At 65.4% G+C, this 15189-nt stretch carries 12 protein-coding genes; 6 read left to right on the top strand and 6 right to left on the bottom strand.

Features of this window, described 5'->3' with window-relative positions:
• Positions 1-180 precede the first annotated feature (180 nt).
• Positions 181-1980: a M23 family metallopeptidase gene (locus tag ACVW1B_RS14165; protein ID WP_456821688.1), complete on the top strand. Its 1800-nt coding sequence runs from the start codon at positions 181-183 to the stop codon at positions 1978-1980.
• Between the two features lie 49 nt (positions 1981-2029).
• On the opposite strand, the gene ACVW1B_RS14160 is transcribed toward ACVW1B_RS14165, so the two are convergent.
• Positions 2030-3730 carry a Na/Pi cotransporter family protein gene (locus ACVW1B_RS14160; RefSeq protein WP_456821687.1) on the bottom strand — a complete coding sequence of 567 codons (1701 nt, stop codon included), beginning with the start codon at positions 3728-3730 and terminating at the stop codon, positions 2030-2032.
• A gap of 334 nt (positions 3731-4064) precedes the next feature.
• Here ACVW1B_RS14160 and ACVW1B_RS14155 point away from each other — a divergent pair, with 334 nt between their 5' ends.
• Complete coding sequence (locus ACVW1B_RS14155; protein ID WP_076828746.1) at positions 4065-4310, top strand: PilZ domain-containing protein; 246 nt, start codon at positions 4065-4067, stop codon at positions 4308-4310.
• Positions 4311-4450: 140 nt separating this feature from the next.
• Positions 4451-5275: a tetratricopeptide repeat protein gene (locus ACVW1B_RS14150; RefSeq protein WP_076828747.1), complete on the top strand. Its 825-nt coding sequence runs from the start codon at positions 4451-4453 to the stop codon at positions 5273-5275.
• A gap of 19 nt (positions 5276-5294) precedes the next feature.
• On the opposite strand, the gene ACVW1B_RS14145 is transcribed toward ACVW1B_RS14150, so the two are convergent.
• The 5 genes from ACVW1B_RS14145 to metC form a co-directional block, all read right to left on the bottom strand.
• The gene (locus tag ACVW1B_RS14145) at positions 5295-6563 is read right to left on the bottom strand and encodes an AAA family ATPase (protein ID WP_456821686.1); all 1269 of its coding nucleotides are present in this window, start codon (positions 6561-6563) and stop codon (positions 5295-5297) included.
• Positions 6560-7300, bottom strand: coding sequence for a CpaD family pilus assembly protein (locus ACVW1B_RS14140; protein WP_456821685.1), 741 nt, complete (start codon positions 7298-7300; stop codon positions 6560-6562). Before ACVW1B_RS14140 ends, ACVW1B_RS14145 begins: the two co-directional genes overlap by 4 nt.
• Before the next feature lie 33 nt (positions 7301-7333).
• Complete coding sequence (locus tag ACVW1B_RS14135) at positions 7334-8782, bottom strand: type II and III secretion system protein family protein (protein WP_018271717.1); 1449 nt, start codon at positions 8780-8782, stop codon at positions 7334-7336.
• 34 nt (positions 8783-8816) lie between these two features.
• On the bottom strand, positions 8817-9617 hold the full coding sequence (cpaB, locus tag ACVW1B_RS14130; RefSeq protein WP_057016555.1) for a Flp pilus assembly protein CpaB: 801 nt from the start codon (positions 9615-9617) through the stop codon (positions 8817-8819).
• A gap of 281 nt (positions 9618-9898) precedes the next feature.
• Positions 9899-11095 (bottom strand): cystathionine beta-lyase, encoded by a 1197-nt coding sequence (gene metC, locus ACVW1B_RS14125; protein ID WP_456821684.1) that lies wholly within the window; start codon positions 11093-11095, stop codon positions 9899-9901.
• A 329-nt stretch (positions 11096-11424) separates the two neighbouring features.
• Between metC and ACVW1B_RS14120 the strand changes: the two genes are divergently transcribed.
• Genes ACVW1B_RS14120 through ACVW1B_RS14110 form a run of 3 tightly spaced genes read left to right on the top strand, consistent with a single transcriptional unit; the run spans position 11425 to position 15187 of the window.
• Positions 11425-12441, top strand: a complete 1017-nt coding sequence (locus tag ACVW1B_RS14120) for an amino acid ABC transporter substrate-binding protein (RefSeq protein WP_028331912.1) — start codon at positions 11425-11427, stop codon at positions 12439-12441.
• 23 nt (positions 12442-12464) lie between these two features.
• Positions 12465-13670, top strand: coding sequence for an ABC transporter permease subunit (locus tag ACVW1B_RS14115; RefSeq protein ID WP_438080043.1), 1206 nt, complete (start codon positions 12465-12467; stop codon positions 13668-13670).
• Complete coding sequence (locus ACVW1B_RS14110; RefSeq protein ID WP_456780492.1) at positions 13667-15187, top strand: amino acid ABC transporter permease; 1521 nt, start codon at positions 13667-13669, stop codon at positions 15185-15187. Before ACVW1B_RS14115 ends, ACVW1B_RS14110 begins: the two co-directional genes overlap by 4 nt.
• The last annotated feature ends 2 nt before the right edge of the window (positions 15188-15189 follow it).

Genomic DNA, 15189 nt, shown 5'->3' with positions numbered 1-15189 from the left:
AGCGGTATGCCGGGCCTTGTTCGGGAAGCTCGATAGATTCCAGCATCGGGCTCAGCCCGGCATCAATTGCGACCGAATCTGAACCAAGGTCAAACATTCGCCCCAAGCCGCATGGCATCTACGGCTTGCCGTGGGCGTGGCGGCATCTCGAGACCGTGCCCCAGGGGATGAGGGGCGTTGATGACCAGCCGTGACGAAGCGACGAAAGCGGGTGGTTATCTATCGACCGTCCGCGATATTCCGTCGCTTGACGAGCCACCGCTCACCGGCGAGCGCAAATTGCCTGACCGGCGCGCCGTCAGTCTCCGCTGGATGGCGGGGACGATTCTGATCGGATCCGCCGCCGTCGCTCTTCTTGCCGGTGCGCTTCGTGGGGCGTTTGGCGATCACGCGCGATTCGCAGCCGCGCCGGACGTGTCACTTCCGCGCTTTGCAGGGCAGGTGGTTGACGAGGCGCGACGCGGCGATCGTCTCGACCGGAGGCTCGGCCCGCAGGGCAATTCCGCTGCGCTCAAGATTGAGCAGCTGAGCGATGCCGGCGCGGTCCGTCGATTTACCCGCGTGTCAGCGCGGCTCGCGGAGATCGATCTCGCGCCACACCAGGAAGCGCGGGGAGACGAAAAGGACGACGCGCGAGCGGGCTCGCAACGCGACCTGCTGTCGGAGCTGCCGGCCATCATACGGACAGGTCCAGCGCGGCGCCCGCTGCCGGGCGGCACCAGCGCCTATGCTGACGGTGAAGACGTGCCGCATCCGCCGGCTCCGATCGGCGAGGCTGTCAACGTCACCAACCTTCCGAAGTCGCCTACGTCGTCGCGTCACCGTCGACATGTCATTATCGCGAGGAGCGGCGACACGCTGTCCGCCATTCTGCGGGCGCTGGCGGCGGCCGCGGAGGACGCGCCGGCGATCCTGGCGGCTTTCCCGTCGCCTGGCGCTCTGGAGACGCTGTCCGGTGGCGAGAAAATCACGGTCATCGAACAAGGCGAAGACGCCGGTTCGCCGCGCGGCCATGTCGCGAAGGTGTCGATCGAACGCGCCGGCTCCGATGTGTCCGCCGTCGGTCGCACCGATGGCGGCCAATACCAGCCGATCGCGCCCGAACAGCCCGACATCGCCGCGCGCAGCGAGAGCCCGCTGCGTGAGTCGATCGATACGCATTCCGTTCCGGGCGAAACACTGCGTGACGGCCTTGACGCGCTTGCGCGCTCCAACCACGTCGACCAGGGGATCGTTGCTGAACTGATGCGGCTCTGTGGCCGCGATTTCGATCTCGACGAGCCGCTCGGCGACGCCGATGTGGCCGAGATCATCTACGCGCCGAACGACATCGGTCAGCCGGAGTTGGTCTTCATCGATTTGACGGCGGGCGGGCAGACCCGCCGGTACTATCGCTTCACGGCGCCGGACGATGGCAGCTCCGATTTCTATGATGAGACCGGCCAGTCCATCACCAAATTCCTGTTGCGCAAGCCGGTCGTGAGCGGGCGGCTCGGCGACGGCTTTGGTTGGCGGATTCATCCGATCCTTGGCGACCGCCGCTTCCATGAGGGCGTTGATTATGCAGCGCCCTATGGGTCGCCCATCGCGGCCGCGGGCGCCGGCGTCGTCGAGACCGAAGGGTACGAACGCGGGTACGGGAAATATATCCGCGTGCGGCACGACCGCGGCTATGAGACGACCTATGCCCACGTCGCGAGCTTCCCGCCCGGGCTGAAGATCGGAGACCGCGTCCGTCAGGGCGAGACGATCGCCTTTGTCGGATCGACCGGGCTCTCGACCGGACCGCACCTTTATTACGAGGTGCGGATCAACGGCCGCAACGTCGATCCGCTTCGGATGAAGCTGTCGGGCGGCCGGCTGCTGCAAGGGGATCTGCTCGGGGCCTTCGATCGCCAGCGTGACAGCATCAACCAACTCGCTGCGGTTTCTGCGCTTCCGCAGCGGCGTTCCGGCTCCGAACATCGGCCGCCGACATAGCGAGCGCAGATCGCATCACGCCATGCCGGCGCGGCGGGCCTTGCCGGCGTTAGGAACCCGGAGAGCTCGAAGCCGCGGGCGCCGCAACCTCGGTCGCTTCCATGGTGGTGCTCTCGCGATCGGCGGCGGTCTCGCCGGCGGCGTCGAGAACGGGATAGGCAACCGAGCAGATGTGCGAATGGATGCGGCGAAGGTCGCGCAGCACGTCGAGATGCAGCGAAGTGGTCTCGATGGTTTCGGGCCGGCCTTCGCGCAGGCGCTCCAGATGACGCTCGACGGCGGCCAATTCGGCCGCGCGCAGCGCCGCCTTCTCGGTGAGCAGCTTGCGCGCCTCGTTGGCATCGCCCGACATGAACACGCCGAACGCGATCCGCAGCGAGTCGATCGTGCGCTTATGGAACGCCGACAATTCCTCGGCGCCTTCGCTGGAGAATTGCAGGCGATGCTTGATCTTCTTGGTCGCGAGCTCGCTCAGGTTCTTGTCGATGATGTCGCCGATATGCTCGAGATTGATCGCGAACGCGACGATCTCCATCGCGCGCTGGCCCTCGCGCTCGTCCAGGCTGCCGCGGGTGAGTTTCGTGACGTAAAGCTTGATCGCCTCGTTCAGCCGGTCGACGGTGTTGTCCATCTTCGACACCTGGTCGACCAGGGCGCGATCGTTGGTCAGCATCGCCGCCATCACCTTGCGCAGCATGGCCTCGGTGTGATCGCCCATATGCAGCACCTCGCGCGCCGCATCGGCCAGCGCCAGTGAAGGCGTCTCCAGCGCACTCTCGTCGAGATAGCGCGGCCGTGATGGATCGGTCTCCTGCGCTCGCTTCGGCAGCAGACGCTCGAGCAGCCGCGCCATGTGGTCGAGCACGCCGATGAACAGCAGCGCGGTCGCGACGTTGAAGGCGATGTGGAACAGCGCAGTCGCCTTGGCGAGATCGGGCTGCCAGGCGTAGATGATCTCGGTGATCGGGCGCAGGAACGGCGCCACCAGCAGGATGCCGACGACGCGGTTGACGAGATTGCCGACCGGCAGCCGGTAGCTCGCCGGATTGTCGCGCCGCGCGCCCTCCAGCAGCGGATTGATGGCACTGCCGAGGTTGGCGCCGAGCACCAGCGCAAATGCGGCATAGGGCGAGATGAACTGGGAAAAGGCCAGCGACATCACCAGCAGCACGCTGGCGACACTGGAATGGACCAGCCAGGTGACAACGGCGCCGATCAGGATGCAGAGCACGGGATCGCCGGTGATCGCGCCCAGGAACACGCGCACGCCCGGAGCATTCTCGGCGGGCGCCATCGTATCGAGCAGGATGTGCAGCGCCAGCAGCATCAGGCCGAGGCCGATCGAGACGCGGCCGAGATCCTTGATCCGGGAGCGCGGCCCGCTGCGGAACGCGACGAGGCCGACAATGAACAGAACCGGCGCGACGGCGGCGACGTTGAACGACAGCACCTGCACGATCAGCGTGGTGCCGATATTGGCACCGAGCATGATCGCGAGCGCCGGCACCAGGCTGACGATCTCTTCGGCGGCGAAGGAACTGGTGATCAGGGCAGTCGCGGTCGAACTCTGGAGCAGGGCGGTCAGGCCGAGGCCGGCGCCAAGGGCGGTAAAGCGATTGCGCAGCGCCCGGGCGAGCAGCAGCCGCAAATCCGGTCCGAAGGCGCGCAGAATCCCGCTATGGACCATGTGCAGGCCCCACAGCAGGAGCGCCACGCCCCCCATCAGATCGAGCAGAACAATGCTTCCCATGCTTCCTGGCATCCCGGCGAATTCGAGTCGAATGAACATAGGTATCGTCTATCGACTGGCGATCAACCCCTTTTTGTTCTCATGCGACCACGGCGGGAGCGACGCACGCGATCGAGTGAGGCGGCCCATCGGGGGCGTCATTCGACCTGCAGCACAGATCCTCCAACTATTCAATCTTTGATTGATCCAAGCTCGTGTCGCCCGGCGAGGGCGCCCCGGTAAACGAATCTCGAACGCGACCGCTCAATTGCGATGGGTTCCGCTAGGCAGTTTCCAATCTTTCTCCGCTATGACGATAGGCCAGGAAGTTGCCCAGAAAGGCTTGGGGATCAGAATGTTTATGAATCGCCGCAAGAGCGAACGCCGCCCGTGCCGGAGCGTCGCCAAAATTCAGCTGGGCACAGGGTCGCTGCCACGCGACTGCATGATCACCGATATTTCGGCCGGCGGTGTCAAGGTGATCGCCGAATATCTGGAGATCCCGCCGGAATTCACCATCATCCTGTCGAGCGGCAGTCCGCGTCAGTGCCGGCTGGCCTGGCAAATCGGGCACGAGTTCGGCGCCCAGTTCGTCGATTGAATCTGCCATTTGGCTGCTGTCTCGCCAGGCGTCCGGCACCGCATCTGGGCCGGATGACGGCGACATGATGGCATCCTTAACCGGACCTTAGGGTTAAGCTGTGAGCATCCCGGAACCTTCGCCGTTCCGAGTCTCGCTTTATGTTTGAGAAATTCCCCCGACCCTCAGGCCGCGTGCGCCGTCTCGCGGGCACGGTATCTGCCGCGATCCTGCTGATCGGGTTGTCTGCCTGTCAAACCTCCGGCCCGTCTGACATCACCGGCTCATTGGGCGACACGGCGGAGGCCACGCCGGCCCCGGCCGATCCGCGGCGCGACATCGCGACCTACCACGAGCGCGTCCGCGCCAACCCGAAAGACACCGACGCCGCGCTGAAATACGCCCGGGCGCTGCGCGCCACCGGCCAGCGGGCCCAGGCGGTCGCCGTCATGGAGCAGGCGGTGCTGGCGCAGCCCAGCAACAAGGCGCTGCTCGCGGGTTACGGACGGGCGCTCGCCGACAACGGCAATTTCCAGCAGGCATTCGACGTGCTCGGGCGCGCGCATACCCCGGAAGATCCGGACTGGCGCATCCTATCGGCGCAGGGCGCCGTGCTCGACCAACTCGATCGCCACGACGAGGCGCGGCAGTATTATGCGAGTGCGCTGAAGATCGTGCCTGACGATCCGTCAGTGCTCTCCAATATCGGGCTGTCCTATCTGCTGTCGAAGGACCTGCCGAAGGCCGAGGAGACGCTGCGCCGTGCGCGGGAGCGCGCCCCCGGCGACATGCGGGTGCGAACCAATCTCGCCGTCGTGGTTGGCTTGCAGGGCCGCCAGTCCGAGGCGGAAACCATCATGAAGGCCGATTTGCCGGCGGAGCAGGGCTCAGCCAACGTCGCCGCGCTGAAGCGACTGTTGGCGCGCAGGGATGCGAGCCGCGCCGACGCCGAGAAGATCCCGGTCGCAGCCAGTCGCCGCGACTAGGGCGCTTTCAGGCGGGACGCTAGCCGGCGGCCCGGCGCCCGTCGGTTCGGCGCGACTGCAGCTTCTTGAGGATCGGCGACAGGAACGACTCGCGGGCTTCGGCGAGATCGGGACGGCCGGTGAGGCGCTGCGCGATCTGCAGGAAAGTCCTTGTGGTGCGGTGACGCGCGGAGACTTCCGCGATCATCTGGCCGTTGTTGGCGGCTTCACCGAACAGCCTGCAGTCGAACGGGATCGCCGCGATCGGCTGGCTCTCGATGGTCTTGGCGAAATCCTTGACCTCGATCTCGGGGCGCTTCGACATGCCGACCTGGTTCAGGCAGTAGAGCGGCGGACGGTCGTTCGGACGCGCGGTCCTCAACAGGTTCATCATGTTCTTGGTGTTGCGCATGTTGGCGAGGTCGGGCTCGGCCACGATCAGGATATCGTCGGCACCGACCAGCACGCGTTTGGTCCAGGCGGTCCATTGATGCGGCACGTCGAGCACGATGCAGGACGTCGTCATGCGCATCGTATCGAAGATGGCATCGAACGCCTCGGCGCCGAAATCGTAGACCTGGTCGAGGGTGGCCGGCGCCGCCAGCAGGCTGAGATGATCGCCGCACTTTGCGAGCAGGCGTTCCATGAAGGCAGAGTCCGGACGCTCAGGCGAGAACACGGCGTTGGCGATGCCCTGCACCGGGTCCTGATTGTAGTCCAGGCCGGCGGTACCGAAGGCGAGGTCGAGATCGACGACGACCGAATCCAGCCCGAGGTCGCGTGCGATGGTCCAGGCGACATTGTGGGCAATGGTCGAGGCGCCGACGCCGCCCTTGGCGCCCGCGACCGCGATCAGGCGGCCGACCGAGACCGCTTCGGAGGCCGAGAACAGGCTGCAGATCGAGCGCACGATGTCGAGCACCTTGACCGGCCCGATGACGTAGTCGTTGACGCCGCGCCGGACCAATTCGCGATACGGCGCAGTCTCGCCGGCCGTGCCGAGCACCACGACGCGGGTGCCGGGATCGCAGACCGTGGCGAGCTCGTCGAGACCGGCGAGGAAATCATGATCCGGCTCGGTCTCGAGCATGATGACGTTGGGCGTCGGCGCCTTGTGGTAGGCGTCGATCGCCGCGGCGATGCCGCCCATATGGACCGAGAGATGAGCCTTGGCGAGCCGGCGGTCGTCGGCAGCCGCGCGTGCGTTCGCGGCGGTCGCGACGCTGGCGCAGAAGGCCTGCACGGAAATCCGCGGCGCCGGCGCGATGTAATCGTTGGCGTGCTGCGGCTCGTCTTGTTGTTCGGTCATTTCGCGGCGTCGCTCAGCTTGGCTTTCTCGGCTTCGGGGTAGGCGGTCGCGGTCGACTCACCCTTGCGGTATTTATCGAACGCGATCGTACGGCGCGGCGTATAGGCTGCGGTCTCGGTTCGCGGCTGTTCGAGGTCGGATGGATTGGCGACCATCGCGGCAAGGTTACGCTGCGTGGCGCAGCCGAAATTGTCGTACTGCTTGTTCTGGTTGTAGCTCGGATTGTAGATCGAGGGACCGAGGTCGCTCGGCCACACTCCGCAGGGACCGGCGACGGCGGTCATCTTCGGATAGCTCAGCCGAATGGTCGGAAGCGCGCGCGGATCATCGAGATGGTAGGAGCGCTTGGTGATGGCATGGGCGGGCACGCCCATCGACGCCAGCAGGCCGCGGATCTCCTGATACACCGCCTGTGCCGAGCGCGCGTTCGAGCTGTCGGTCGGCACGTCGATCGCAATCGCGCCGGTGCCTTCGCGGCGCCAGGTGCGCGCCAGCCCCATGACGTCGTCGCGCTGCGCTTCGGTGAGGTTGCCGCGGGCGCGGCCGACGAAGACGACGATTGATTGCTCGCCCTCGGTCACCGCGATCGGATGCCGCTGCCGGTAGTCGTCGCCCACGGCGCCGGTGGCAAGATTGTCGCCCGTCAGATTGCAGCCGCCGAGCGCGATCGCTGACGTGACAAGGGCGCCGAACAGCGACAGCGTCCTGGCACGACCGGCTTGTGTGTTGCGTGTCATCATAGGATCCCCCAACCCTTCAAGGTCCGCGCCTCAGTCGATGATGAAGCCGAAATTGACCGGCGTGGCACCGATCGGCTCGCCGCGGGCGGCAACGCCGTAGATGCGATTGACGCGCGCCAGCAGTGCCGACTGCGCGTCGGAAGCCGGGGCAAATCCGTCGTCGGGACGGGACAGCTCCTTCTGCGCAACGGCGCGCACCACGTAGGGCGTCACGATGACCATGAGCTCGGTCTCGTTGTTGACGAAGTCCTGGCTCCGGAAGAGCTGGCCGAGGATCGGGATCTGATCGACGCCGGGCATGCCGTTGATGGCCTGCTTGGTCTGCTCCTGGATCAACCCGGCCATCGCGATCGAGCCGCCGGAGGGCACCTCCAGCGTGGTGTCGGCGCGGCGGGTCTTGATCGAGGGAATGGTCGTGCCGTTCTGGCCGCCGGTCAGGGCGTTTTCCATCGAGACTTCGGAGACCTCGGTCATCACCTTCAGGCTGATCCGGCCCTCGGTCAGCACCACAGGAGTGAAGTTGAGCGAGATGCCGAATTTCTTGAAGCTGACGGTCTGAACGCAGTTGCCGATCGTGCCCGACGTCGTCGTCTGGCAGGTGACGCCGGTCGGAATCGGAAACTCGCCGCCCGAAATGAAGGTCGCCGACTCGCCGGAGATCGCGGTGAGGTTGGGTTCGGCCAGCGTCTTGACCACGCCGGCGCTCTCCATCGCGCGCAGCGTCGCCGTGACCGTCGGTACGCCGAGCTTGTTCAGGGCTGCGCCCGTCAGCCCGTTGTTGGGGGCGAGCGCGCCGTTATTGGCCGTGAAGGCGTTGGCGTTGTTGAAGACCACCGCGGCGGTGCCGTAGTTCATGTTGGCGCTGAGGTCGACGCCGAGCTGCTTGACGACGTCCCGGCGGACTTCGGCGACGGTGACTTTCAGCATCACCTGGTCGCGGCCGCGGACCACGATGGAATTGACGACCTTGTCGGCGCTGCCGACCAGTTTGGCGGCGATGTCGCCCGCCTGCTGGGCTTCGACCGGGCTTGCCACCGTGCCGGTCAGGACGACGCTGTCGCCGACGCCCTCGATCTGGACGCCGGGCAGCATCTGCTTCAGCGCGGCGCGCATGCCGTTGAGGTCGCGCTTGATCGCGATGTCGTAGGAGGCGACCTGGTTGCCGTCGGCGTCGAAGAACACCACGTTGGTCTGGCCGACCGCCGCGCCGATGATATAGGCGCGCTGCGCAGAGCGGATCACGGCGTTGGCGATCTTGGGATCGGCGACCAGAACGTCCTTGGCCTCGCGCGGCAGATCGACCACGACCGACTTGCCAACGCCGAGCGAGACGGAGCGCGTCTTGGCGGCGATGCTGCTCGTCACCGCGACATCCGCGTTCTTGTCGGGATCGGTCGCGCTGGCAAGGGCAGGGATCAGCATCAGCGCGGTGATCGCCGACAATGACAGCGCGCGGACCAGCGTGGTCGACGTCGCCATTTGTTTCGCACCCGTCGTCATATCGAAGCCCCCATCACTTCTGTGTCGTCAGAGAGCTCGGGATGCCGAAGCGCACCACCTTGATGCTCTCGCCCCGCTTCGGGGCATGGTCTCTGGTCTCGTCGGTCTGCTCGTTGACGTCGGCGATGCTGCGCAGCGCCAGCGCCAGCGTTCCGCTCTGCCGGGCGCGCGCCAGCGTCTCGGCCTGTTCGGGCTTGAGCTCGAGGGTCACGGTCTTGCCGACGAGGGAGTTGTTGCCGTCCTTCTCCTTCGGCGCCTGGTCGATCGCCAGCACGCGGACGTTGGACAGCAGGATTTCAGTGGTGACGATATCGCGGCCGCCTTGCTGATCGGGATTCTTGTCGCGACGCGACAGGATCACATCGACGCGGTCGTTCGGCAGAATGAAGCCGCCGGCGCCCGTCTCCGGCGAGATTTCGGTGGAGATCGCGCGCATGCCGGAGGGCAGGATCGCGGCCATGAAGCCGCTTCCGTTGGCCTTGACCAGCTTTTGCTCGCGGATCGGTTCGCCGACGATGAAGGGCGCGCGTGCGATCGAACCGATGATGTCGTTCATGGCATTGGCGTTGGCGTCGTGACGGATGAACGCGCTGCTTGCAGTTTCAGCCGGCCAGCGCTGCCACTGGATGTCTTCGGCCTTGACCGATTGACCGAGCCCGATGTCGGACTTTGCGACCAGCACTTCGACGGTCGGCAGTTGCGCGACGGGCGGCGCGACCGGCGCCGGTTTGCGATCGCCAACGCTCGCGAGATACATGGCCGCGAGGCCTGCGACGCCGGCGATGCCGAGGACCACGATGCGTGCCGTTTTCATGCGATTGTCTGAATGCCCTTCACACAGGGCAATCGCGTCCTTGCGGCACTGACAGCCCTTCCCGAGGCATCACTACGGCCGCAAAAGTATAAGGGAACTTGATGGAAGGTCCGGACAATTAAGGGATTGGTGGGGATGGTGAACGGCGAGTTATCGGCGCCGTTGCATCTCCGCAGAATCCCGGAGATCGCGCGTGCTTAAGGCGTACGACGTTGGTCGCAACGCGGCGTCAGCGCCGGTGGAGCGTGGTTAATGTCGTCTAACGTGGCAGGGCGCGAGGATCAGAGCGCGGCCTTCAACGCCGCAAATCCACGGTCGAGATCGACCTTGAGGTCGTCGAGATTCTCGAGCCCGATATGCAGCCGCAGCGTCGGCCCGCCCGGCGACCATTTGGTCGCGGTGCGATAGTCGCTGCAGTCGAACGGGATGGCGAGGCTTTCGAAGCCGCCCCAGGAAAAGCCCATGCCGAACAAAGTGAGCGCGTTCAGCATTGCATCGACCGCGGTCTGTGGCACCGGCTTCAGCACGATGCTGAACAGCCCGGAGGCGCCGGTGAAGTCGCGTTTCCAGATCGCGTGCCCGGGATCGGTGTCGAGGGCAGGGTGCAGCACGCGATCGACCTCGGGCCGCGCGCCGAGCCAGCGCGCGATCTCGAGTCCGGAGCGGTGGTGCTGCGCAAGCCGCACCGATAGCGTGCGAACCCCGCGCAGCGCGAGATAGACGTCGTCGGGGCCGGCGCAGACGCCGAGCAGGCGGATCGCCTCCTGGATCAGCGGCCAGGCTTTCGCATTGGCTGCGATGGTGCCGAACATGATGTCGGAGTGGCCGCCGATATATTTGGTGCCGGCCTGCATGCTGATGTCGACGCCCTGTTCGAGCGAGCGGTGATAGAGCGGCGTCGCCCAGGTGTTGTCGTCGATCATGAGCGCGCCGCGGGCGTGCGCCACGGCCGATATCGCCCGCACGTCCGGCATCTCGAACGTCTGCGAGCCGGGCGCTTCGATCAGCACCGCGCGGGTGTTCGGCTTGAACAGCGTCTCGATGCCGGCGCCGATCAGCGGATCGAAATAGCTGGTCTCGATGCCGTAGCGCTTGAGCATGTTGTCGCAGAAATTGCGGGTCGGCCGATAGGCATTGTCGCACACCAGGAGGTGATCGCCGGTCTTGAGCACGGCGAGCAGCGTGGTGCTGATCGCCGCCAGTCCCGACGGGGCAAGGCCGACGCCAGCGCATTGCGGGCCTTCCAGCGCCATCAGCACGTCCTGCAGCGCCCGCGTGGTCGGGCTGCCATGGCGGCCATAGGTAAATTCGGCGCGATGGGCGTGGAGGTCCTCCGCGGTCGGATAGAGCACGGTCGAGCCGTGAAACACCGGCGGATTGACAAAGCCCTTCTGGGCCTTGGTGTCGCGGCCGGCCGTGACCAGGCGGGTGGCGGCCTGTTGCGGGTGGGAGGGCGTGGAGCCGTCGGAGGAGGTCATGGAGCGCTGCCGTTAGACTTTTGACTTTTTGCCGCAGCCGTACCGCGCCGGGAAGACGGGGCCGGGCCGGGAGGTGTTACTAACAAGAGGTAGAAGACATGCGTCAACCCCTTGACCCGGCTCGTCAGTCGCTATGTGATGCGGCGCAACTACCAGTCGCCGCACGTTGAGGGGCCTGCCGCGACCTACGATCCGTTGCCTGACCGGTTTGCAGGTCAAAACTGCCGGTCAAATCGGCATTTTTGCTGCAAGGGATCATTGGGATGGCCCGTGAACGCGAGGCGATCACAATGCAAACGTCCACCGGACGACCCTGAAAGGCCCCGCCCATGAAACGCGTATCCCTGGCTGTCACCCTTGCCGCTGCCGCCGCCCTGTCGGTCCAGGCCGCCTCGGCGCAAACCCTCAAGACGGTCAAGGACCGAGGCCAGCTGTCCTGCGGCGTCAGCGGCGGCCTGCCGGGCTTCTCGTCGCCGGACGACAAGGGGAACTGGACCGGCATCGATGTCGACATCTGCCGTGGCATCGCGGCGGCGATCTTCGACGATCCGTCCAAGGTCAAGTTCGTGCCGCTGTCGGCCAAGGACCGCTTCACCGCGCTGCAGTCGGGCGAGATCGACGTGCTGTCGCGCAATACCACCTGGACGCTGTCGCGCGATACCTCGCTCGGCGCCAACTTCACCGGCGTGACCTATTATGACGGGCAGGGCTTTCTGGTGAAGAAGTCGCTGAAGGTGAATTCGGCGCTGGAGCTGAACAGCGCGTCGGTCTGCGTGCAGACCGGCACCACGACCGAGCAGAACCTCGCCGACTACTTCAAGGGCAACAACATGAAGTACGAGGTGATCGCGTTCGCCGGTGCCGACGAGACCGTGAAGGCCTACGAGACCGGCCGCTGCGACGTGTTCACCTCCGACGTGTCCCAGCTCTATGCGCAGCGACTGAAGCTCGCCAACCCGGCCGACCACGTCGTGCTTCCCGAGATCATCTCCAAGGAGCCGCTCGGCCCGATGGTTCGCCATGGCGACGACCAGTGGTTCGACATCGTGAAGTGGGCGCTGTTCGCCCAGATCAATGCCGAGGAACTCGGTGTCACCCAGAAGAACGTCGACGAGATGGCCAAGTCGGACAAGCCCGACCTCAAGCGCGCCTTCGGCACCGACGGCAATCTCGGTGAGCAGCTCGGCCTGACCAAGGACTGGTTCTCCCGCATCATCAAGGCCGTCGGTAATTACGGCGAGATGTACGATCGCAACGTCGGCGCCGGATCGAAGCTGCAGATCGCACGCGGGCTCAATAATCTCTGGAACAAGGGCGGCATCCAGTACGCGCCTCCGATCCGCTGATCGGCGACGAGGCGGCTGCGGCGATGACGACCGAGCCCCGAAAACCACCGCCTCAGTTCATCTTCCGCCTGAAGCGCGTGCTCGGCGGCCAGTCCGGCTGGACTGGCCTTGCCGTGCAGATCGTGTTCGCGGCGGTGTTGGCCTGGGTCGCCTATGAGATCGTGGCCAATGCCCGCGCCAACCTGGAGACGCAGCGCATTGCCTCCGGGTTCGGGTTTCTCAAAAACAATGCGGGCTTTGATGTCAGCCTGAATCTGATCCCGTATTCGGGATCGGACACCTATACGCGGGTGTTCTTTGTCGGCCTGTTCAACACGCTGCTGGTTGCGGGCATTGGCATCGTCTTCGCCACCATGATCGGCTTCATCATTGCGCTGTGCCGGCTGTCGCCGAACTGGCTGTTGGCGCGGCTCGGCGAGATCTATGTCGAGATCGTCCGCAATCTGCCGCTGCTGTTCCAGCTGTTATTCTGGTACCTCGCGGTGCTGGCGGCGCTGCCGGGGCCGCGCCAGAGCATCTCGCTGTTCAACGCCTTCTTCCTCTCCAATCGCGGGCTGGTGATTCCGCGGCCGATCGGCGAGCCCGGGCTTGATCCGTTTCTGATCGCGCTTGCGATTGGCGTCGCAGGCGCGCTGGCGCTGCGCGGCTACGCAAGGCGGGCGCTGTTTCAACGCGGGCAGGCGATCCGGATCTGGCCCTATGTGCTCGGCCTGCTGGCCGGATTGCCGCTGGTGACGATGCTGGTGTTCGGGCTGCCGGTGACCTTCGAGCTGCCGCAACTCAAGGGCTTCAACTTCGCCGGCGGCGCGCGGGTGATTCCGGAGCTGGTTGCGCTGGTGGTCGCGCTGTCGACCTATACGGCGGCCTTCATCGCCGAGATCGTCCGCGCCGGCATTCTGTCAGTCCATAAGGGACAGATGGAAGCCGGCTCGTCGCTCGGCCTGTCGCGCGGCACCACCTTGCGGCTGATCGTCGTGCCGCAGGCGATGCGCGTCATCGTTCCGCCGCTGACCAACCAGTACCTCAACCTGACCAAGAATTCGTCGCTGGCGGTCGCGATCGGCTATCCCGACCTGGTCTCGGTATTTGCCGGAACGACGCTGAGCCAGACCGGCCAGGCGATCGAGATCATCGCCATCACCATGGGCGTGTACCTGCTGATCTCGCTGGTCACCAGCGCGATCATGAGCGTCTATGGCTGGCGCATCAACCGGAGCCTTGGGGCATGACCGACGCCACCGCGTCATCCTTCGTCCGGCAGGATCTGGTGCCTGAACGCCGGGCGCCGGTGAAGACCACCGGCCTCGTCGGTTTCATCCGCACGCGGCTCTTGAATTCGCCGACCAACATCCTGCTGACGATCCTGGCGCTGGGGCTGCTCTGGTACACGATCGTTCCCGCGTTCAAATTCCTGCTGGTCGATGCGGTCTGGAGCGGCAAGGACCGCAATGCGTGTCTCGCCGAAACCGCCGGCCGTCAGGTCGGCGCCTGCTGGCCCTACATCCAGGCCAAGCTCACCCAGCTGATCTATGGCTTCTATCCGGAAGCCGAACGCTGGCGCGTCAACCTGACCTTCGTCCTCGCGGCCGTCCTGTTGCTGCCACTCCTTATTCCGCGCCTGCCGGCGAAGGGCCTGAATGCGAGTCTGTTCTTCTTCGCGTTCCCGGCGATCGCCTTCTTCCTGCTGCGCGGCGGCGGACTATCTGGTTTCGGCGTCAGCTGGGTGGCGAGCCTCTTGCAGCTGTTCGACGACAGCATCGTCAATGCCGGTCAGGTGCTGGTCAATCTCAGCCGGAGTTCGGCGATCGGGCCGCTGCTGTGGGCCGTCGGCAACATCATCGTGCTCGCCGGCAGCCTGATCGGCTGGCTGATCTTTCCGTTGACCTGGCTGCGCGAGCAGCTCCAGATGTCGAGCCAGCCGCTGTGGTTCGACTTCCTGCTGACCACGGCGATCGTCTCGCTGATCCTGTTTTTCCTCGGCGGCGGCATGCGAACCGGACAACGGGCGCTGCTCGGGAGCCTGGCGAGCTTCGCCGGCATCGCGATCGTGATCAAGCTGATGGGGCTCGACCGCGGCGGACTGCCTATCGTCGACACCAGGCTGTGGGGCGGCCTCCTGGTGACGCTGGTGGTGTCAGTCACCGGCATCGTCACCTCGATGCCGATCGGGATCGCGCTGGCGCTGGGTCGCCGCTCGACCATTCCGCTGATCCGGATCTTCTCGATCGCCTTCATCGAGTTCTGGCGCGGCGTGCCGCTGATCACGGTGCTGTTCTTCGCAACCTACATGCTGCCGCTGTTCCTGCCGGGCAACTTCAACGTCGACGGGCTGGTCCGCGCGCTGATCGGCATTGCGCTGTTTGCCGGCGCCTATCAGGCCGAGGTGGTGCGCGGCGGCCTTGCCGCAATCCCGCGCGGGCAGGGCGAGGCGGCGAGCGCGCTCGGCCTGTCCTGGTGGAAGACCACGTCGCTGATCGTGATGCCGCAGGCGCTGCGCCACGTCATTCCGGGTCTCGTCAACAGCTTCATCGCCCTGTTCAAGGACACCTCGCTGGTTTCGATCGTCGCACTGTTCGACCTCTTGGGATCGTTGCACGCGACGTTCTCCGATCCGACCTGGTCGACGCCGACCACGGCCTTTACCGGCTTCGCCTTCGCTGGAATGATCTACTTTGTGTTCTGCTTTGGAATGTCGCGCTACTCGCTGTTCGTCGAAAACCGGCTCAACGCTCACCGCCGCCACTGAAC

It is taken from the genome of Bradyrhizobium sp. USDA 4502, from assembly GCF_054063355.1.
The sequence above is the reverse complement of the archived record's forward strand: the minus strand, read 5'-3'. Positions and strand labels throughout refer to the sequence as shown.